Origin of the sequence: Cupriavidus sp. P-10, assembly GCF_003402535.2 — a bacterium.
In the GTDB taxonomy this organism is placed as follows: Bacteria; Pseudomonadota; Gammaproteobacteria; order Burkholderiales; family Burkholderiaceae; genus Cupriavidus.
The window spans coordinates 180,887-199,133 of the sequence record NZ_AP025174.1; the positions used below are offsets into that span (position 1 = coordinate 180,887).

21 protein-coding genes and 1 pseudogene are annotated in these 18,247 nt (G+C 58.6%); 11 read left to right on the forward strand and 11 right to left on the reverse strand.

Translation table 11 applies throughout. The features are described from left to right. Window positions 1–5 precede the first annotated feature (5 nt). The 10 genes from CTP10_RS40310 (at window position 6) to CTP10_RS40355 (ending at window position 7,227) form a co-directional block, all read left to right on the forward strand. The gene (locus CTP10_RS40310; RefSeq protein WP_116322100.1) at window positions 6–512 is read left to right on the forward strand and encodes a hypothetical protein; all 507 of its coding nucleotides are present in this window, start codon (window positions 6–8) and stop codon (window positions 510–512) included. A 107-nt stretch (window positions 513–619) separates the two neighbouring features. After that, a complete protein-coding gene (locus CTP10_RS40315) occupies window positions 620–1,189 on the forward strand; it encodes a hypothetical protein (RefSeq protein ID WP_233528298.1) in 570 nt (189 codons plus the stop codon). Window positions 1,190–1,344: 155 nt separating this feature from the next. Continuing rightward, window positions 1,345–1,539 (forward strand): hypothetical protein, encoded by a 195-nt coding sequence (locus tag CTP10_RS40320; protein ID WP_116322101.1) that lies wholly within the window; start codon window positions 1,345–1,347, stop codon window positions 1,537–1,539. Between the two features lie 26 nt (window positions 1,540–1,565). Further along, complete coding sequence (locus CTP10_RS40325; protein ID WP_158577721.1) at window positions 1,566–1,742, forward strand: hypothetical protein; 177 nt, start codon at window positions 1,566–1,568, stop codon at window positions 1,740–1,742. A 164-nt stretch (window positions 1,743–1,906) separates the two neighbouring features. Beyond that, a complete protein-coding gene (locus CTP10_RS40330) occupies window positions 1,907–2,677 on the forward strand; it encodes a hypothetical protein (RefSeq protein ID WP_271816356.1) in 771 nt (256 codons plus the stop codon). A gap of 16 nt (window positions 2,678–2,693) precedes the next feature. Continuing rightward, window positions 2,694–3,659 (forward strand): DUF2971 domain-containing protein, encoded by a 966-nt coding sequence (locus CTP10_RS40335; protein WP_271816359.1) that lies wholly within the window; start codon window positions 2,694–2,696, stop codon window positions 3,657–3,659. 355 nt (window positions 3,660–4,014) lie between these two features. Further along, window positions 4,015–4,233 (forward strand): ribbon-helix-helix protein, CopG family, encoded by a 219-nt coding sequence (locus CTP10_RS40340; protein WP_271816435.1) that lies wholly within the window; start codon window positions 4,015–4,017, stop codon window positions 4,231–4,233. A 311-nt stretch (window positions 4,234–4,544) separates the two neighbouring features. Then, complete coding sequence (locus CTP10_RS40345) at window positions 4,545–5,282, forward strand: substrate binding domain-containing protein (RefSeq protein WP_334223346.1); 738 nt, start codon at window positions 4,545–4,547, stop codon at window positions 5,280–5,282. A gap of 229 nt (window positions 5,283–5,511) precedes the next feature. Then, window positions 5,512–5,904, forward strand: a complete 393-nt coding sequence (locus CTP10_RS40350; protein WP_116324086.1) for a hypothetical protein — start codon at window positions 5,512–5,514, stop codon at window positions 5,902–5,904. A gap of 270 nt (window positions 5,905–6,174) precedes the next feature. After that, window positions 6,175–7,227, forward strand: coding sequence for an IS630 family transposase (locus CTP10_RS40355; RefSeq protein WP_116324014.1), 1,053 nt, complete (start codon window positions 6,175–6,177; stop codon window positions 7,225–7,227). A 188-nt stretch (window positions 7,228–7,415) separates the two neighbouring features. On the opposite strand, the gene CTP10_RS40360 is transcribed toward CTP10_RS40355, so the two are convergent. From CTP10_RS40360 to CTP10_RS40385, 6 genes are all read right to left on the reverse strand, one after another. Further along, window positions 7,416–7,622, reverse strand: a complete 207-nt coding sequence (locus CTP10_RS40360) for a hypothetical protein (protein ID WP_062797544.1) — start codon at window positions 7,620–7,622, stop codon at window positions 7,416–7,418. Beyond that, a complete protein-coding gene (gene istB, locus CTP10_RS40365) occupies window positions 7,619–8,386 on the reverse strand; it encodes an IS21-like element helper ATPase IstB (protein WP_062797542.1) in 768 nt (255 codons plus the stop codon). The genes CTP10_RS40360 and istB overlap by 4 nt, the downstream gene beginning before the upstream one ends. Beyond that, complete coding sequence (istA, locus tag CTP10_RS40370; RefSeq protein ID WP_062797539.1) at window positions 8,373–9,875, reverse strand: IS21 family transposase; 1,503 nt, start codon at window positions 9,873–9,875, stop codon at window positions 8,373–8,375. Before istA ends, istB begins: the two co-directional genes overlap by 14 nt. A gap of 765 nt (window positions 9,876–10,640) precedes the next feature. Beyond that, entirely contained in the window at window positions 10,641–11,642 is a 1,002-nt protein-coding gene (locus CTP10_RS40375) for a hypothetical protein (protein ID WP_147316357.1), read from the reverse strand. Window positions 11,643–11,742: 100 nt separating this feature from the next. Beyond that, window positions 11,743–12,030 carry an H-NS family nucleoid-associated regulatory protein gene (locus tag CTP10_RS40380; protein WP_082818915.1) on the reverse strand — a complete coding sequence of 96 codons (288 nt, stop codon included), beginning with the start codon at window positions 12,028–12,030 and terminating at the stop codon, window positions 11,743–11,745. Between the two features lie 417 nt (window positions 12,031–12,447). Then, the gene (locus CTP10_RS40385; protein ID WP_062799349.1) at window positions 12,448–12,648 is read right to left on the reverse strand and encodes a hypothetical protein; all 201 of its coding nucleotides are present in this window, start codon (window positions 12,646–12,648) and stop codon (window positions 12,448–12,450) included. A 632-nt stretch (window positions 12,649–13,280) separates the two neighbouring features. On the opposite strand from CTP10_RS40385, the pseudogene CTP10_RS40390 reads away from it, so the two are divergent. Continuing rightward, a pseudogene (locus CTP10_RS40390) lies at window positions 13,281–13,361 on the forward strand (H-NS family nucleoid-associated regulatory protein); the annotation flags it as partial. A 27-nt stretch (window positions 13,362–13,388) separates the two neighbouring features. Here the strand turns inward: CTP10_RS40390 and CTP10_RS40395 are convergent. The 5 genes from CTP10_RS40395 to CTP10_RS40415 all read right to left on the reverse strand — a co-directional run bounded on the left by CTP10_RS40395 (window position 13,389) and on the right by CTP10_RS40415 (window position 18,235). Next, window positions 13,389–14,447, reverse strand: a complete 1,059-nt coding sequence (locus tag CTP10_RS40395) for a DMT family transporter (RefSeq protein ID WP_062799347.1) — start codon at window positions 14,445–14,447, stop codon at window positions 13,389–13,391. 188 nt (window positions 14,448–14,635) lie between these two features. Further along, window positions 14,636–14,953, reverse strand: a complete 318-nt coding sequence (locus CTP10_RS40400; protein ID WP_062799346.1) for a hypothetical protein — start codon at window positions 14,951–14,953, stop codon at window positions 14,636–14,638. A 103-nt stretch (window positions 14,954–15,056) separates the two neighbouring features. Next, window positions 15,057–15,353, reverse strand: coding sequence for a hypothetical protein (locus CTP10_RS40405; protein WP_062799344.1), 297 nt, complete (start codon window positions 15,351–15,353; stop codon window positions 15,057–15,059). 681 nt (window positions 15,354–16,034) lie between these two features. Beyond that, on the reverse strand, window positions 16,035–17,423 hold the full coding sequence (locus CTP10_RS40410; RefSeq protein ID WP_116323574.1) for an AAA family ATPase: 1,389 nt from the start codon (window positions 17,421–17,423) through the stop codon (window positions 16,035–16,037). 83 nt (window positions 17,424–17,506) lie between these two features. Continuing rightward, a complete protein-coding gene (locus tag CTP10_RS40415) occupies window positions 17,507–18,235 on the reverse strand; it encodes a hypothetical protein (RefSeq protein ID WP_147316327.1) in 729 nt (242 codons plus the stop codon). Between the last annotated feature and the right edge of the window lie 12 nt (window positions 18,236–18,247).

Consider the following 18,247-nt stretch of genomic DNA (forward strand, 5'->3'; position numbering starts at 1 on the left):
GAGCAATGGACTCATCGCTGGCCAAGGCGGGGCGTATGGAAGCCGCTTCAAACGAAGATGCGGTATTGAAAGCATTTGCTGCGGAACATTCCCATGATCAGTTTTCGATCAACCGGAGCGCGAGCCTCGGTGCTGCCGGCGTATGCGTCGCAATTGCACTGACCATGGTACAAACTCAACTCAGGACGAATGATGCGGTAGCCAGCGTCATCTGTTCCTGCATCGCAATTCCACTTTTTCTTCTTTCCGCGTTTATTAACGAGTACTTCTTGTTCTTGGGGGAGAAGTCGTATGGTTTTTACGAACATGTGCGTATCCCGCTACGTCTGATCAATGCATCTGCCGGCGGATTGCTCCTGATTTCTTTTGCATACGCCTCGCACAGTGTTTCGTCGTATGCTTTTTATGTGGTACTGGTTGCGTCGGTCGCGGCCGCTGTTGGCTTTGGGCGATTTCACCGTAAGCTGGAATCTTGGCTTGCGAAACAAGCTATTGAACGACTCGAGCCCTAAGACCCAGATGGCTATCTATGATCGTAATGTCGAATGGCCCCGCTGCGTGGCTGCGCCGTTCGAGGTCGGCGCACAACGAAGAACCCCTGAGATGCGAAGAAGCTAACATGCCGAAGGCCAATGCGAAACGCTTGTCTGAACTGAGATTCGGCAATGATGTAGGGGCGATCAACGCAGCCCTGGCTAAAGGCGAGATTACCGAACGGCAAGCACAGAACATGCTGAAGTTCATCGCGACTGCGACTGCAATCAGGGAGCATCCTTTGCAGACATATCCCATCCAGGACCAGGCTGGTCAGTTTTTGGGAGAGGTCACTGCTCGCCCTGATGGGACCTGGTCAGCGCGTCGATATGGACCCGAGTACAAGGCAGGCGGCGCGGTCCTCGCAAGCGCGGAGGAGGCCGAGCGTTACGTCCGCGGCGTCCCTCAGGCGACTGGGACGGAGGTGGGTGTCGAGATCGGCGACCTTGATCTGGCAGCATTGCTTGGTGAGCCCACCAGTGCGCTGCTCGTAGCGGGACTCCAGGCGCTCTGGCGCGAGCGCGTGGCCGCACGCAGCGCGACGTTGTCTGTTGCGACCATGCGCGGCGTAGAGCCACCTGCAGAAGAGATGTTTGGCATTGAAGAAGTTGCTGCGCTACTACGGCGCCTCGGGGCCGCGCCGGCTTCAATTTGATCGAAAAAGCAATCGAAATCACAACGACGATAGGCCCCGCATCGCTGATACGGGCGTGGCGGAAGCCGTGCGATAGTCAGCGAACACGGCGGGCGCTTTACCCGAAGTTGCGCGCCGTCGTTACAGCTGAGTCACCACCGAAAATGAGGGAATCGATGAGTTTAGCGGCAAACAATGGCACGGTGCTCGAACGTCTGATGAACGCTGCCACTGACATCTTCCTCGGCGCACTGAAGCACACTGACCATGGCGGTCGCTTCAAGGGGCTGTTTACACTGAACGTCGATGGGGTACCAAAGCCTGTGTTATTGGTCGGCAGCGCGCATGGCAGCCACGAAGACGGTGAGTGATTGCGGTCCTTAACCCGGATTCCGAGGTGAACGAAAAGCTGCGCCCGGGGGTTGCCTACAATGGTGCGTCCTTAAAGGAAATCGTCGCGGGTAGGTGTGATGCCATGGTCCATGTATGGATTGACGCGTACAAGAGCGACTCTTTCACGATGCTCGAGAAGTACACGGCGCGTGCGTCTGTCGGGCCGAAGTTCAAAGTCTGAAATGGGCTGGAGACGCCATGCCGGCACTGACTCTTGCGGATTCGCCTAGACTTGCGATCAACGTTCCGCGGGAGGCCGCAGGGTCCCGTAGTCAAGACGCCGACCGGGCCAATGTTCTGCTAGCGATGCATGGCGAACCGCCGGAACACCTGTAAAGCAGCGAAATGAAAACACTTCAGTGGGAAGAGCGCCTCCACTATCGCGACCGCTTGCGCGCATCGCGCTATGCAGCTTTGGCAGACGCCGAGGCGTTCAGCGAGATCTGTTTCGCTGTGGAGGCAATAGGTCTTCGCCTGGATGGAAGGGAGGCGACGATGAATCAATACTTCCACCGGATACGAGCATTAGCGGAAGACTCTGTTGCATTCAGCGAAATGCCTCACCGATTTCCGCAACTGTTCTCTCGCTTTGATGCCCTATACAAAACCGTGCAAATCGCGCGCAACGACGCCATGCACGCCGGCATATACGCGCGACATGTCACCACCGCAGCGATTGAATTGTGCATAGGTTTGGAGGAGGCCTTGATGAAAGAGCAACAGTTGGTACGAACGAAGGTCAAGGACTACATGGTCCGGTCACCCATCATCGTGCATCCCTGGCAGCCAGTTGCATACGCTCGCCAGCTGATGCTGATGCATTCGTTCACGTTCCTCCCTGTCAAGATCGGCGATTGGAAGCTGGTTCCAGAGGTATCCATGGCGAAATTCTTGCGACGACATGATGACAGGAAGTTGGCCCTGGGCATATCTATTCAAGACGCTGCGGGCTTGGAGAACAATGCTCTCGACCTCCTTACGGCGCACGTGGTGGGGCCGGAGGACGAGGTGTCTGACCTCCTCAGCGGTGCGCAAGCGAATCAACCAACACTGTGGTTAGTCGACGATGGTCATGCTGGGCTCGCTGGCGTGCTGTCCCCGTTCGAACTGATGTGACGCGGAAAAGAACGATATGCAAGGGACAGAGTTATACAACGCGCTCGTGCCCGCACTGTGGGGCGATGTGGACGAGGACAAGCACTTTCCTGTGGCGCAGCCGTTGCTCGCCCACTATACGTCGGTGGCAAACTTGGTCAATATCGTGAAGGGAGCGGAGCTTTGGTTCTCCAATCCTCTCAACATGAATGACTACGAGGAGATGCGGTACGGGTTGAGTGAGGGCATGCGCGCGGCGGAATCGCATGCGCTCCTCCGGGCGACTTGCGAAGAGCACGGCTACTATGCGGAGTTCATCGAAAGCCTATCGACTTGCTACCGGCGGTTTGAGAGTGAGCACGCGTTTGACACGTATGTCGTTTGCTTTTCGAAGCATGATGAGGCCAAGGATGTCGATGGTCGCCTATCGATGTGGCGCGGGTACGGTGGAAATGGTAGTGGCGCAGCCATCGTGATTGATACAAAGAAGATCAATGCAAACGAACAGTCACCATTCATCATCGCCCCCGTCGATTATGGCACCGCCGAAGAGCGAAGGGCATGGATAAGTGAAAGGCTTGATGTTCTCGCCGCGGAATTGAAGCGGCAACAGGTGCGAAAGGACGGTGCCCCAATGGCCGCAGCGGCGTTCTTCGAGCGCTTAAAGCAGTTCGCCTTGTTCTCGAAGCATCGCGGATTTGAGGAAGAGAAGGAGTGGCGGGTCGTCTATTTCAGAGATAGAGATTCGGCGGGGCGTCTTTCCGCCATGTTCGGCTACCACATTGGCGCAGACGGAGTGCATCCGAAGCTGAAGCTCAAGTTGGCGCCGATCGACGGAGTCACCGGCGATGACTTCGGTCTTGACAATATTGTGCACCAAATCATTCTCGGGCCGACGCATACAGGTGTATCAAGGCTGGCCGCACTTAGGATGCTGCAACTTGAACGCCCCGCGCTTGCAAGTCGATTGAGGGCCTCCTCGACGCCATTCCGGCCGTCGTAACCAGAAACAATCCACCAACGGAATCTTACAATGGAAGAGCAGTTGTTGAACGACGCTGCTCAGGGGTTGGTACACCTCACCGGCGTGGGTAACGTCTCGGTGTGGACGGAGCAGGTCTATATTGCGTGACGGGCACGTAAGGACGAGGTAGGCCGCGCACCCTCCGTTGATCGAAGGAAAAGGCATGATCACCGCAGAATCGAAATCACGGTTCCGACTTTGGTGAAAGATGGTGTTGCACTAACCGCTCAAGTTGAGAAGCTCTTTAGTACCGTCGCGGCAGCGATACGGGGAGCCAAGTTTGAAGACGCTTGCAGTGTGGTATATCGTGCATATTGCGCAATCGGAGACAGATGTGGGCCGAATCTTGATCGATTTACCTGATACGCAAATAGAGGAATTAGCGGCAATAGCGGAGGCCGAGCATCGTTCACGGGCCGCTGTCATCCGCGATGCCGTCAAGACGTACATTTCGCAGCGAAAGCTGGGGCTTGGGGCTGACGTATTCGGGCTGTGGAAGGACAAGAAGATCGACGGCCTCGAATACCAGCTGGAGCGGCGCTCGGAGTGGTGAACGGCGCTCAATATGCGCCAAATGTCACTTTCGTCCAATGACGCCCCTTGGCCAGCTCGAGCTAGTCACGCCGGTGGGCTCTCTGGTCGATGATATTCCGATGTTCCGGTGCAGCTAGGCACCCTATGCTGAAAGTGCCCGATCCCAGCCCATCTGCTCCCGGTTCATTCAGACTCCCATCCTGCGAATTGACGTTCAAAATCCGCGGGGTTGAAGTAATCGCGCTCATACAGTGATCTTGTCGTCCACCACTGTGCGCGTTCCCGTCAGCACCTGGCGCCGGCGGCAGTCTGGACACGCTGCAGTCGGCGATCGAGGAGACCGCCTCAGGCGCGGCCGAACCCGCGGGCGTGCTGAAGGTAAGCCTTAGCCCCACGGTGGGTCCGGCCTATATCCTGCCCTTGCTGCCGGAGTTCCTGCGGCGCTATCCGCGTGTGCGGCCGGAATGGCATTTCGAGAGCCGGCAGGTCGATCTCGTGCATGAGGGATATGACCTGGCGATCGGCGGCGGCTTTGAACTGTCCGCCGGAATTGTCGCGCGCGCCCTGGCGCCGGCTCATATCGTCGCGGTCGCGTCTCCCGACTATCTGCGCAACGCTGGGGCGCTGCCTGACCATCCCGATGAACTGGGGAGCCTGCGAGGCGTTGTAATGCGAAGCATTGCGACAGGCCGTATTCGGAAATGGACCATGCAAGGCCCGAACGGCGCGCAGGCTACGGCGGCGGTGAACGAGGACATTGTGATGAACGATCCCGCATCCATGCGCGAAGCCACGAGGGTCGGGCTGGGCGTGGCGATGCTTGCGGTGCCGGACGTCCTGACGGACCTTGCGGAAGGCCGGCTGGTCCGCCTGCTTCCGGAATGGCACGCCGACGCGGGAATGATCTCGCTCTACTACGCATCCCGACGGCTATTACCAGGGAAGACACGTGCGTTTGTGGACTTCGTGATCGAGCATTTCCGGCGGTTCGGCTACGCCGAAAAATTCGACGCCACAACGAACCATGTGGCCCGCGAAAGCAAAAGAATGCGACAGCAACGCAAATGAGCGGTATGGACTATCGGTAATGAGGCCAGTGTCGTGGTGAAACCATGGCAGCCCGGGATGCCAATTCCGGCCTCCAAGTGGGTTGATGCACACATAGGTACCGTTGGAAGGTAGGCACCTGGACATTGCCTGTCTTATGGGTCTGGCTCTGCAGATTGGCCGTATAAGCACTTGAGCACCAGGCGTTGAAGTGCCGGTGCTTGTTGTCCGTTAGGGAGGCTCTGCAAATATGAAACTCCGTCCCACAGAACGCCAGTACCTCCTGGAGCAACACGCCAAAGCGGTTGACCGTATGGTCAGGTGCCTGAATGACGCTGAACTCCAGAAGGCCGACGAGGAGGTAGTCTCGGCTTGGGCAGAGTATTCCGACGACAATTGCGCAACGTGGCTTGCACTTCCGGATGACGATGCGACCTTGCGCACCATTCTTCTGAGGTACTTGGTGCGTCAGGAACAAGAAGCGGCTTCTGAGCGCGTTACCGCTATTGCTGCTGCAGACGGGAGCGGGGATCTCATGATTTCGTTGTCTGCAGAGCTAGTCGAGTCCCTTGACTGGAGGGAAGGAGATCAGCTATCGATTGAGATCGCCGACGGCGACACGTTGGTGCTCCAACGCCTATAGCACAGCAGGCGTTCGAGCCACCAGCGCTCAAAACATCCGCGACGGCTTAACTTCCGCCACCGAAACGGCCCCAGCAAGGTCGCTGGGGGTTGCAACTTCAGCGTCCGCTTGTGCTCACTATTTAGTCGTTGAGTCGGGAAACGCCCTCAATGAGGTTGGGGTGCCAAGCGATGCCTTGAAGCAACGTGTGGTTCGTTCGCACCCAATGTTCGGAATCGCACTAGTCCACTGCGTCTTTGAAATAGCACCCCTTCCATCTATGATGGATGCATGGGAAAGATGAACTTGGACGAGCTCGAACGAGAGCAATTGTTGGCAGCCACGCGCAGCCAGACGGTGCGTGTGGGGGATGTGCGTCGGGCCAGGTTGATCCTGATGCTCGAAGACGGGGAATCGCGCGAGGCGATCATGCAGCGGCTCGGTTGCGATTCGCGCTTTATCGCGCGTTGGTCGCGTCGGTTTCTGGCCGAGCGGCTGGCGGGCCTGTATGCACGCCATCCCGGCAGAGCCCCCGCGCGCGCGCCGGAGAAGCTTGAGGCGCGTGTGTTGAACACCACGCTCAAGCGCAAGCCAGCCGACGGCTCCACGCATTGGAGTAGTTACAAGCTGGCCGCAGAGTTGGGCAACGTGTCGGTCTCGACCGTGCAACGTATCTGGCGCAAACATGGTCTGCGCCCCCATCGAATGGCGCAGCACATGATCTCCAACGATCCGGACTTCGAGACCAAGGCTGCCGACGTCATTGGCTTGTACCTGAACCCGCCGGCGCATGCGGTGGTGTTCTGCGTGGATGAGAAGACCGCGATCCAGGCATTGGACCGCAAAGACCGCATGTTGCCGCTGTCTCCTGGGCGTGCCGAAAGCCATGGATTCGAGTACAAGCGCAACGGCACCTTGAGCCTGTTTGCCGCGTTAAACACGGCCACCGGAGAAGTGCTAGGCAAGACTGCGGCGCGCCACACCAGCGAGCAGTTCGTGGCGTTTCTGACCGATATCGTGGCCCATCAGCCCGAGGGTCAGGAAATCCATGTGATCTGTGACAACGTGAGCAGCCACAAGACGTCGCGCGTCCAGGAATTCCTGCGGGCCTATCGGCACGTGCACATGCACTTCACGCCCACCTATTCGTCGTGGCTGAACCAGGTGGAGAATTGGTTCTCCCGTATCCAGCGTGACGTAATTAGTCGCGGCATCTTTACTTCCGTGAAGGACCTGGACCGGAAGCTGATGCGCTATATCCGTCAGCACAACGAGAATCCGGCACCCATCAAGTGGAAGTACAACGACCCAACTCGGCGAATTCGCCCGGTGCCATTTAACTGACGCAGTGTACTAGGCAGTGGTGAAAGTCAGGGGCGGCCGTCGGCCCCAGCGAACCGGGCGTTCGCGCGGCGCGGGGGTTGTTGACGGCGGTGTAAAAGCGACAGTAAATGGCGGCGTATGGTTGGGTCAGAAGGTCAACAGCAAGGGGCCGCATGCGGCCCCTTGCTGTTTGGGTTGGATGGTGCAGGCTAGAACGGATCGTCGAGGCTTTTCTCGGGGGGCGAGCGCTGCTCACGCAGCAGGTCATGCAGTGCGAGCTGGTAGTGCGCGCAGATTCGCTCGCGTAGATCGTCGATGAGTTCGACGACGGCGAGGGCCTGTTCTGGGGACCAGTTGTCTGGGATCAGGAAGTCCAGCCCGTTGGTGATTCCTGAAGGCAGGTGCAGATGCGTCATGATGGCTTTTTCTCCGCCCGGGCCACGCTGCGTTTCTTTGCTCGCTGATCGGCCCGCTCACGCGCTTCCTTGACGCGATACGACTCGCCCTCGATCGCGATGACTTCGGCACGATGCACCAGTCGGTCAACCAGCGAGACGACGCAGGCGGCGTTCGGGAACACCTCCGACCATTCGGCGAATGGTCTGTTTGTTGTAACCACCGTACTGGTGGCGCCATATCGGCGACTGATGAGCTCGAACAGCAGATCGGCATGTCGGTTCGAGTACGACAGGTAGCCGACCTCGTCGATGACCAGAACGTCCGGCGAGGCATAGCGGTGCAGGCGTCGACGCAAGGCCGAATCGCTGTCGAGGGCGGCCAGCTCGCCGAGCATCTGGCCGGCGGTGGTGAACAGCGCTGTGTGCCCTTGGACGAGCGCCTGATAGGCCAGATTCAGCGCCAGGGTCGATTTGCCGACGCCGTTCGGGCCGATCAGCACGACGTTGGCCGAGTCCTTGACGAACTCCAGCGACATCAATTCTTCGACGGCGGCCCGGTCGCAGCGCGTCGGCCAGGCCCAGTCGAAGTCGCACAAGGGCTTGAAGTTGCCCAGTCGGGCATCCCGGATGCGTCGCTCCAGCGAGCGGCGCGAGCGCTCCTCTTCTTCCCATTGCAGCAGCGGCGCCACCCAGCCGGCGTCGGCGACCTCCGGCCAGTGTGCCAGTAGCCCATGCAGGCGCAAGGCGTTCGCACGGCTTTGCAGGTTCTCAGGCGTGTTCATTGGCATCTCCCGTGAGCTGATCGTAGATGTCGAGGCGGTGGGGTATCACCAGCTTGTCCTTGTGCCGGACGTGTTCAGGTAGATGGATACCCACGGGCGGCGGTGCCTGGCGCGCCTCGCGCCGGCGCTCCAGCGCCAGGCGCACCGGATTCTGGTGAGGCGCCGCATCGCTGGCGAGGATTTCCTCGATCGCCGCTTGCAATTCAGCGGCGCCATAGCGGTCGAGCAGCCGCAGCAGGTGGGTGGTGATGTTGCCCAGATTGCCGCCCCGTTCCGCTGCGCGCTGCAGCAGCGCCTGGCTGGCCGGCGCCGCCCGAGCCAGATGGTCAAGTCCGCGATGGTGGCGGGCTTCGCGTTTGCGTTCGACCAAGGCATTGATGTGCGCGGCAATCTCTATCTGCGCGCCGCGATCGTAACTGCGCTCATGAGTGGCGAGCAGTTCCGTGCCATCGAGGATGCGTACCTGCCGGGGACTGGCCCGCACCGTGAGCGTGCGTCGCACATGCGTATGCGGGATCGTGTAGTCATTCAGATCGAAGCGCACATACGGTGTCTTGCCGACCTTGACAGCCAGTTGCAGTTCGCATGGATAGGGATTCTCCGGCAAGGCGAGCAGGCTGGGCTGCTCGCGGGAGAACGCCTCGCGTACGCTGATCGTCGGTTCTTCCCGGCAGGGACGATCGGCCGCAAGTCCCGCACACCAATGGGCGGCTTGGGCGTTGAGCTCATCGAGGTCGGTCACGGTGCGTCCGGCGAAGAAGCTCTCGCGTACATAGCGGATGGCGCGCTCGACGCGCCCCTTCTCGTTGCCACGGGCGACGGCAACCGGCCGGGGCTCGTAGCGGTGATGCGCCGCGAACGCGAGCAGTGTCGGATGGAAACGGATCGCATCGCCCTGGCGTTCCAGCACGGCACTCTTCAGGTTGTCGTAGAGCAGGACCCTGGGAAGGCCGGACCAGGCTTCGAAGGCACCGGCATGGCCGGCCAGGAAGCTGTCCATGCGTGCATCAAGGTAGAAGCGCAGATAGATCTGCCGCGACCATGACAGCACCATCACGAAGGCCATCAGCGGCCGGCGTGCGCGGCCGATCTGCAGATGGCCGAAGTGACCCCAATCGACTTGCCCTTGTTCGCCCGGCAAGGTACGCAGACGCAGATAGGCTTCCGGCTGTGGGCGCGGCCGGTGCAGCGCGATCATGTGCCGGAAGTGGTGCTGGCTCCCGCGGTAGCCGCGTTCGGTCACCATCGCATACAGGCGGCTGGCCGTGAGCGACGGGAACTTCTTCAACGTCTCATGGATGAATGGCAGGTAGGCGTCGATCTGCGACGGCCGCTGCACGCTGCCAATCCTGGGCAGGCCGGCCTGCGCCAGCACACGCTGGACGGTGTCGCGGTGCACATGCAACTGGCGCGCGATGGTGCCGGCGCGCCATTTCTCGACGTGGTAGTAACGCAGGATCTGGGCTTCAAGTTCTACTCCAATGGTCATGGGTCGTGTCCTGTGCGGTCAGTCGTACGAACATCACGGAAGACCCGACGACGCAGTGGTCCGAGGCGGACAAAGCCCGAATATGTGCAACGGCAGAAGTGGCAATGCTCAGGCACCGGTGTTGAGGCGCCAGCGGGCGCCGGTGCTCTGGCCGGCGTCGTCAAGGTCAGCGGCAGTAGAGCATCGGCGGCCTGCGCGGCGGAACCCTGATGCGTCACTTTCTTTTGGCGACAGCGGTAGCGGCGCATCCGCTCCGCGTGCGCCAAGCGGCCGCGGCGGCTGCGTTGATAGCGCTGAGCGGCCTCGCGCAGGCTGGCGCGACGCGCTGCTTGCGAGCAGCCGCCATTGCAGTAGATCTGACCGCGGTCGCAGCGGCGGCAAACAACGACCTGCGCCCGGCAATGGGCGCACACAAAGAGGCGGCCCGTGGCCGGCATCGGCGATCCCCCAGTCATGCCGAAACGGCCTCGACGGGATGGACGAGCCGTGCCATACTGGCTCGGCACGCGCGCCCTTGGCACGAGTGGGGCACGACATCGGGATGAACTTGGCGGTTTGGACCGGTGTCGTGCCTGTTTCTTTTCGGCGGTAAAGCCAACCTTTTTACCGCATCCCCACTGCGACGTCACCACCTTGCGGAATGCCCATCACCGGGCGCGTCTGCACTCGCCCTACGGGCTCGCTCCGACGCGCCCGGTGGCCACCTTCAATATCGAATCAGAAGACCTCGAGACAATCCTGCAATGCAGGAGTTGCTCCGCATCTTTAAGCCGCGCCGCCGTTTAGTGCCGGTTTTAGACAGCCATTCACAGGGGTGGCCATGGGGCTTCCAAATCCCAATCTCGCGAACCCCAAACGTTGATGATCCAGATGGAAGGCGATGTGGGCATTGCGTGCTTCGCTGGGATGGGCGAATGGCAGATACTGATATGCGTGGCCACCGGATTGAAATTCCAGGATTCCGCCAGCTAACTGCTCGGTGATGGCCATGATTCCCCCCGGCCGGTGGACCCGCGTGCGTTGTCTCAACAGTCGCCAGGGCGAGTCTCCCCAGGACATGATCGTTACGTCGTCAGGGTGGTAATGCGGGCGCGTACCGGCCAGTAACGCCTCGAAGCCGTTCAGACAGCCAGCGTAGCCCGCTTTCACAGGGCCAGTGACGCGTTCATCGGGCGCGCGGTAGTCCGGGTAGATGTTGACGAACAGGAGCGTGCCCAGTTTCCCGGACAATAGGGGCTCGGTCACGGCGGCGAAATAGCGCCTTGCGACGGACTCGTCGTTGTCTGGCAAGAGATGCAGGCCATCCTGCCGCATGGGCCAGTTCAGCCTGTGTGGCTTACCCTCACGCTTGGGCACGATCGGATACCAGTCGTGGCCCACGATGATCACCAGGCGGCGCACCGGGGCTTTGCCGTAAGTGCGATGCAGAGCGTGGTCCGTCCAGGGACTGATGCCGAAGCTAAAGCCAAGGTCGTGCTGCCTGCAGAGCGCTACCATGCGGGCGGCCAGCGCCGGCGCCGATATGGCGCGGCCGTTCTGCACCTCGGTATCGAGTTTCTCCACGGTTGTACTGAAGGACTCGTACTTTTCGAGCGTTGCCCGATGGAAATCCGACGTTAGGTATGACCATGGACGCGTCCGCGCGGTATCCCAGTAGCTCGCTAACTCCGGGGTAATGCGAGGAAAGATCTCACGGTAAGCCTCGATGATTCGCTGCGCACCTGTACGGTCGTAATGCATCGCTCTCGAAGAAGTATCGACTGGCATGGAGTTCTGGGAACTGTTCTTGGCTTTCTATGCAAGGTGAAGCAAGCGGTGCGCTGGTCCGCAAAGTCATGCCGACAATCACAGCCGCGATAAGCGCATCCTATGGCTTTACACGAAAATGCTCGATCGACTGGCCAGCGTTCACGGCGCGCTGCAGCCAGTCCGGCAGATCGCCGTGACCATCCCACGCGTGGCCATAAGCGTCTCGGAAGCAAATCGGACGGGCGGAGGCATTGGCGAGCGACGCTCCTTCAGAAAAGCAGCCTGCGTTCTGCAGGTCGGCCAGATGCAGGCCATATCTGGCCATTTGCGTCTTGATCCATAGGATCGTCTCGGCGCGCTCGCGCAACAGTTGGGTGTCGGAATCCTGGAGAAGGGCAGGAGGCATGCTGGCGAAAGAGCTAGGGTCGAAGCATCAGGAAAGAAAGGACGTTCGGAAGGCACCCGCCGGACAGGGCAGGGCATCGGGGCCAGACGCAAGAGTATTCTAACTGGTGCGCCACGCCCCAGGTCTACGCCTGACCTCGCCCGCAGCTAATGCCTGCGAAGCGACTGCCTAACGCATTCCCGCATTAGCGGCAATCAATCCGATAGAGACGGGTCAACCCACTTTTGTCGGAAATCACTGCCACATATCATGAATTGATAGTCCGTCCGCGCGAAAGATGGCGTGCGCGGCCCAAGCGAGGAGGTAGGCCATTGGACGGGAATTGAGGATGAGCAACGGCGTCAGACTACCGCCGTCCAGAGGGCCCAGACGTACGTGGGGGTTGGGTTGCCGGGGCGCGGCGGTAAAACCAAGCCCTTATCGAATGCTGCGGACGGCTTCGAGCATCGAGTGTCCTTGGCTGGTCAGGCGAGGATAAGCACTGCCACTATCATGCCCGTGTTCCATCGTGACCAGCTTGTGGGCTAGCAAGCCGTCCAATTGATCAGGTTCGAGATCATCGATATCGTGCGCATCGCCAAGCAAGAGTAGCGCAGCGATTTCGTGCGAACTTAGCATGGTGGCCTCCTTTGCCGGGGTCGGAAAATGGAACCTACGATAGCTGGTCCGTGGATCGAACTCCACGAAGGATGAGGGGAATGGAAATGGACTCGCCGGTGTCAGGGACACGCAGGACGCGCACACCGAGGGGCCACCTTAAACTGATTTTTTGCCGGAAGCAAGTTAAGACTGTGCTGCATCGCAGCGCGGCTTTCGCACCAGTGGTCGCCAGCCTGCCGAGCGATTCCGCTCGAAGCTATGGCCACGCCGCGGCTGTGAGGGACTTTTCGCAAACTTGATGGAAGAGCTGATGCTGTCCTGCACACAGACCTCACCGTCCAAGATGCCTCCCGAGGGTAGGGCAAATCCGAGAGTGGACTTCGTTCGACAATGTGGCTCGCACGACATCAAAGGATAGTCAGCGGCAGCCAGCTTTGACGGGCCCGCCAGCGAGCCAGCCAAGGGATGCCTCCGGCTTCCACCATAGTGGATCCTAATGACCCGAAAAAGTCAGCGCAGCATCTTCTCTCACTTATTATCGGTCATTGCTTCACGTTGATCCTCCTGGCCCAATTTTCCTTGAATTCAAGTGGCATTACATTGAGGCTTTCCTATTGGATTGAGCGCCCCTGATGATCGTGTCAAAAGAAAAGACTTGGTCCGGCCGTGGTCGCCAACCGGCATGGCTTGGCAAGAACCCCAAAAGGTTCCTGATCGCAGAAGAAGCCTAGGTAAGAACGGTATTCATCTCGGCCACTTCAGTGCGAATGTCTGTGATGAATATCCGGATAGTGAGGATGCTTGTGAACTATCGGGGCATGCCTGTGGGCATGCGTGTGCGGCTCCAACCCGTCCCACGGAAAATCATGCTCATGCTGGTGATGTTCGTCGTGGCGGTGGGCATGGGTGTGTTCCATCGCCTCGTGGATATGCTCATGCTCGTGCCGTTCCCGCAGATGCAGCCACACGCCTAACGCCATCAGCGCTGCAGCAAGCCAAAACAGGACACTGGGTATCTCCGGCCATAACGCGAAAGAGATCGCCACGCCAAACAGTGGTGCCACCGAGAAGTAAGCCCCCGTCCTGGCGGTACCAAGGTGGCGAAGCGCGATCACAAACAGCGCCAAGCTCACACCATAGCCAACGAATCCGATCAGCAGCGCCGATGCCAGCGGTAGTCCGGCCGACAGCTTGGCGCCGGCTGCCAGTGCGAATCCGGTATTGCATGCACCTGCCACCAAGCCCTTCAGGCACGCGATCAGGACGGCGTCATTCGATGACACCTTGCGGGTAAGGTTGTTGTCGATTGCCCAGCATCCGCAGGCTGCGACGATAAGCAGCGCACCCGGGGACAAGGCGGCGGCCTCTGGTTGCCAGGACAGCAGGACGCCTCCGGCAACGATGGCGATCATGCCGAGCACGATTTGCCGGTCGGCATTCTCTTTGAACACAATCCAGGCGATAAGCGCGGTGAAGACGCCTTCGACGTTCAACAGGAGCGAGGCAGAGGCGGCGTTCGTGACGACAAGGCCGGTCATCAGAAGCGCCGGACCAGCAACGCCGCCAGCCAGGATCGCTCCCAACAGCCATGGAATCTCGTGACGTGGGATTGGCGGTTGCGATGGCGGCTGGTTAGCAGGCTTCCGAGCAAGCCGTCTTAGAAGCAGGTATCCACCTAGACCCAAACCGCTCCCCAGATACAACAGGCCCGCTAGCAACAGTGGCGAGACAGAACCCGTCAGGGTTTTGGCCAGCGGCGTACTTGCTCCGAACAGTAGTGCAGCAGCGAGCGCGGGGGCGGCAGAACGAATGGACATGTCAGACAGTGCGATGGCAACAGTTATGTTTCAACAAACGCTGCAAGAAATTTCGCCTCCCGCCGGCAGGTGGCCCAGCAGGATCATTGAACATAACGGTTGTGCGATTTTTGCATTGCATAACCATGCAGGGCGGGCGGTTTAGGCAGCGCTTGGCCCGGCGACTCCGCAAACGTCCTCATGAAGGACTACTCGGGCCCGCGGACGATTTCTCCCCACGAATCTAAAGAGGTCGCGGTTGTTCGCTTCACCGGGGCGAGGACTTGCAGCGCGATGCTAACGAGTTGGACCGGCCTGATGAGTTCGCGGTCCACATCGTGAATTTTGGCTTCCGTGGTATAGATGGCTTGCTGGTCTCCTGCAGTTCGCCACGCTTCCTTCAAGACGGCGTTGTAATGCCCGGTACTTTGCGTACCGCTACCGTCATTGCTGATATCGACAGCAGCAAGCAGCGTAGCTGCTTCCTCATCGCCGTCTGGCAGCAGTTCAATGCGTACCCGCAACATAGTGGTTCCTTGCCTGATTGGTTCACCGGATGGGCACCTTAATGCGACGCGCCTTCCGTATCAAAGACGGAGGGCGACCGAAAAGGGGGGCACGAAGGCGTTGCTACTGGGCTTGCTCCATGTCGATAAGCTTGGCTCGAAGTGTTTCGACGAGCCAGCAGAGGAAACTTTCCCATCCTTCCCGGGTAATGGCTAAACCCTTGCCACCCTCGACCAGAACGCAAGTTGAGAGATCTCTGTCGGTAAGATCAGGCTGCAGAAGCAGCCAACGAGCAAGGATGCTCTCCAACTCGTACGGGACGTCATGCAGGTAGAGGTAGGAGCCGACTTCAGTCTCGACGTAAGGAAGCCCGGCCGGCAGCCAGGCCGACAAGAGCCGCATCTTCTGTTGCAGTGACATAGCAGTTCTGGCTAAGACAGCCCGTTCCGTTCCCATCTGTGATGGTAAAGCGGTTTTCAGTGGGCGAGTCAGAATGTTGGCCGAAGTGACCTTAGAGGGAGCCACGCACGGCTGCCAGAGCGCTGCCACCTGAACGTGAGCCAGAGCGCTGACACCCGAACGTGAGATGGCCGGGTCGAAACCGTCCAGGACCTCTCAGCCGAAGATTTCTTCCCGAGCGGGAAGTTTTGCGTGCTTGTAGAGACTGTGCCGCTTGGATCTTCCCGAACGGGAAGAAAATCCGCGCCCGAACCCAAGTCAGGCAGCTAAACCGCGACGTAAAGCCGTACGGAAAAGATAAAAAGTGCCTCATAGATCAATGCATGACACTTTTACGTCGAGTTACCGGACAACTTTACGTTAGAGGATTCTATTTGGCTCAAGTACGACATTACTATTTGGGCCTAACATATGCAATGCGCATAACAACCGTTATGTTCAATCCTGGCTGCCAGCTAACGGCCGACGATCTGACCGTCGCACAGCAAGATGACAGTGGTCGTTGTACCCGGGTATCCAGACGCAAACGCGTCCCCTGCCGTGAATCCCATGCGTCCAGGGCAGCGCTGTCGCGCGTCAGGCGAAAGCCAGGCGGCAATTTGACGGTTGCAGTCACTTCTCCGAAGGGATTCCCGGACGAAGCTATTCCTCGACTTCCCCATCACGAGGCTTGTTTTCCCGCTCCCGTCCCCAATGGATACCTGGCGGGGGTTTCGAAATGTAGTAGCCGCGGCCCAGACTTGCTGGTAGCCGCATGTGATGCTTCACAGTCTGATCGATTTTCTCCCCAGCTAGTTCAATGCCGTGCGCCTCCGCTTGCATCCGCACATAGCCCCTTAACATCTTTTCACGATACGTATAAAGCCCTTGATTACCAGAGGCCGTAACTAGGATTGATCCATAGTTTTTCTCTTTGAGCTTCCTAATCCGCGCAGCGAACTTCTCATAGGGCAGCGCGGCGCTATCGCGCCGCTGACGCATAATGTATTCGTAGGAGGAGAACATCTGCTTAGTAAAGCGTTCCAAATATTCAGAGTCTGCGGTTGCCCAAAGTACCTCCTCATAGTCACTGGTTCGTTTGTTGACTGCCTCTTGGTATGGCCTCTTGAGTTCGGCACTTATGCTGTCGATTGCAACACGCAGGCCTTGATGGTAATGGGACCACTTGATTTCCGTTACAGGAAAAGGATCGTCAAACGCGCACCAAAGTATCTTCTCAGTGATAAAATGTGCGTAGTACGGATAACCGTCGCACACCGCCGCTATGCGGATGTAGATTTCCTTATCGACGCTTAGACCGAATGCTTCGGCCGCATTTAGCACTATTCCCCATCGTGCATCCCAACTGAGCTTGGGAAGATTGATTGTCTCCAATTGACGAATCGCTGATTGATGGGCTCCTAGCAATTCGTCGAGAGAACTAGCGACCCCGGTAAAAATCAGCTTCATCGGCACTTTCTTGTCGCCCATTTGCTTCAATAGATCAGCAAATGCAGTTCGCTCTGAGGCATCGGATATCCGGTCAAACTCATCCAGTACTGCGATAGGTTTTTCGGAGTGTAGAAGAGCCGCCTCGCGGAGAACTTCTATTGCATCGGCTAGGCTGATGATCTCCTTGTGCAAGTCAACGGGCAAGGTTTCACTTGTCACCGCGGCTTTCAAGAAACGAAGGTCGGCAGTATAGGTAGATGATTTCTTATTGCGACTGAGGCGACTAGCATCCAATGCTTGGTAGGCGATGTTGGCGACAATACTTTTGAGCGTGGCATCCGGGCTACAGCCGATATCTACATGAGCCGCATCTGCGCTCTGGTATTGATTTGCGGCAGTTGCTGCAAGTGACGACTTCCCTACGCCGCGATCCCCATAAATGAAGATATTTCGGCCCGCCGCAAAGAGAGCCTTCTCTATCTGGTCAAGCTCGTCCCTTCTGCCAAATAGGTGCTCGACCGACTGTATCGGCTGTGACGCAAACAGAACATCATTAAGCTTTTCTCCAAAGCTATGTTTATCAAATCCACCAATAGTCATTCTTAGTGTTCGAGTGTTGGCAATTGATCCACAAACATGGCGGCCCTACATTGAGGCCGGCGAAACTTCTATTGACTAGGAGTTCACTGTTGTCTCCTACGTCCCCGACGTAGTGTGCTCGGTTCAGAGTTGGGGTCAGGCAGCTCTTGCACAAGGGCGGACAGGTTGGACAGCAGCTGTGAGATGCGCGCTTTTGTGGATATTTCAGCGGCAGCGGGCAGCGTGGGTTGATCGGCTTCAAAGGAAAGCTGATGCTGTTCGACGCGCGGCCGGCCCGCCTTTGCCTGATATGTGAAGCTCGAAGTAACAAAGGGGAGCAATTCCACCTCAATTTCGCCGACGTGTCCGAGTCGGCGCGACACTGCATCTATTCCAATCCGCTCCAATGCCTTAAGCTCTCTATACGCCAAATCCGCGGATGGCCGGTCAATATGACCTTCTGCTCGTGCCATGTCTCTCAAAAGACGTACGCCGAAGCCACCCTGGCCGGACAGTATTTCCTTTGGAGACTGCAAGGCAGCATACAGCGAGTACCAAGCGGATACTGATGGATCAGCAGCGTTTCTGAGTAATTCAAGGTGTTCGAGCGACCCAGGAGCGACCTGCGTCGCAATGAACGCACATGCGGCGGCTCTGCTTTCGTCGACCAGCAAAGTGGATTTGCGAAGGGCGTGCTGCAACAGGCTTGCGCGCTCCTCGCGGTTTGCTGCGCGGATTGCCTTGAGGGTCACTGGCGTTTCGATGAATGCAGCAAGTTGTCCCCACGCATTCTCTTGAGAAACTTCGTCGTCAGATAGCAAAGTAGCGGCCATTTTGCTCGCCGG

What these genes read in the sequence shown, in the direction of transcription:
- CTP10_RS40310 (WP_116322100.1), top strand. Translation starts at nt 6, where the DNA reads ATGGACTCATCGCTGGCCAAGGCGGGGCGTATGGAAGCCGCTTCAAAC.
- CTP10_RS40315 (WP_233528298.1), top strand. Translation starts at nt 620, where the DNA reads ATGCCGAAGGCCAATGCGAAACGCTTGTCTGAACTGAGATTCGGCAAT.
- CTP10_RS40320 (WP_116322101.1), top strand. Translation starts at nt 1,345, where the DNA reads ATGAGTTTAGCGGCAAACAATGGCACGGTGCTCGAACGTCTGATGAAC.
- CTP10_RS40330 (WP_271816356.1), top strand. Translation starts at nt 1,907, where the DNA reads ATGAAAACACTTCAGTGGGAAGAGCGCCTCCACTATCGCGACCGCTTG.
- CTP10_RS40335 (WP_271816359.1), top strand. Translation starts at nt 2,694, where the DNA reads ATGCAAGGGACAGAGTTATACAACGCGCTCGTGCCCGCACTGTGGGGC.
- CTP10_RS40350 (WP_116324086.1), top strand. Translation starts at nt 5,512, where the DNA reads ATGAAACTCCGTCCCACAGAACGCCAGTACCTCCTGGAGCAACACGCC.
- CTP10_RS40355 (WP_116324014.1), top strand. Translation starts at nt 6,175, where the DNA reads ATGGGAAAGATGAACTTGGACGAGCTCGAACGAGAGCAATTGTTGGCA.
- CTP10_RS40360 (WP_062797544.1), bottom strand. Translation starts at nt 7,622, where the DNA reads ATGACGCATCTGCACCTGCCTTCAGGAATCACCAACGGGCTGGACTTC.
- istB (WP_062797542.1), bottom strand. Translation starts at nt 8,386, where the DNA reads ATGAACACGCCTGAGAACCTGCAAAGCCGTGCGAACGCCTTGCGCCTG.
- istA (WP_062797539.1), bottom strand. Translation starts at nt 9,875, where the DNA reads ATGACCATTGGAGTAGAACTTGAAGCCCAGATCCTGCGTTACTACCAC.
- CTP10_RS40375 (WP_147316357.1), bottom strand. Translation starts at nt 11,642, where the DNA reads ATGCCAGTCGATACTTCTTCGAGAGCGATGCATTACGACCGTACAGGT.
- CTP10_RS40380 (WP_082818915.1), bottom strand. Translation starts at nt 12,030, where the DNA reads ATGCCTCCTGCCCTTCTCCAGGATTCCGACACCCAACTGTTGCGCGAG.
- CTP10_RS40385 (WP_062799349.1), bottom strand. Translation starts at nt 12,648, where the DNA reads ATGCTAAGTTCGCACGAAATCGCTGCGCTACTCTTGCTTGGCGATGCG.
- CTP10_RS40395 (WP_062799347.1), bottom strand. Translation starts at nt 14,447, where the DNA reads ATGTCCATTCGTTCTGCCGCCCCCGCGCTCGCTGCTGCACTACTGTTC.
- CTP10_RS40400 (WP_062799346.1), bottom strand. Translation starts at nt 14,953, where the DNA reads ATGTTGCGGGTACGCATTGAACTGCTGCCAGACGGCGATGAGGAAGCA.
- CTP10_RS40405 (WP_062799344.1), bottom strand. Translation starts at nt 15,353, where the DNA reads ATGTCACTGCAACAGAAGATGCGGCTCTTGTCGGCCTGGCTGCCGGCC.
- CTP10_RS40410 (WP_116323574.1), bottom strand. Translation starts at nt 17,423, where the DNA reads ATGACTATTGGTGGATTTGATAAACATAGCTTTGGAGAAAAGCTTAAT.
- CTP10_RS40415 (WP_147316327.1), bottom strand. Translation starts at nt 18,235, where the DNA reads ATGGCCGCTACTTTGCTATCTGACGACGAAGTTTCTCAAGAGAATGCG.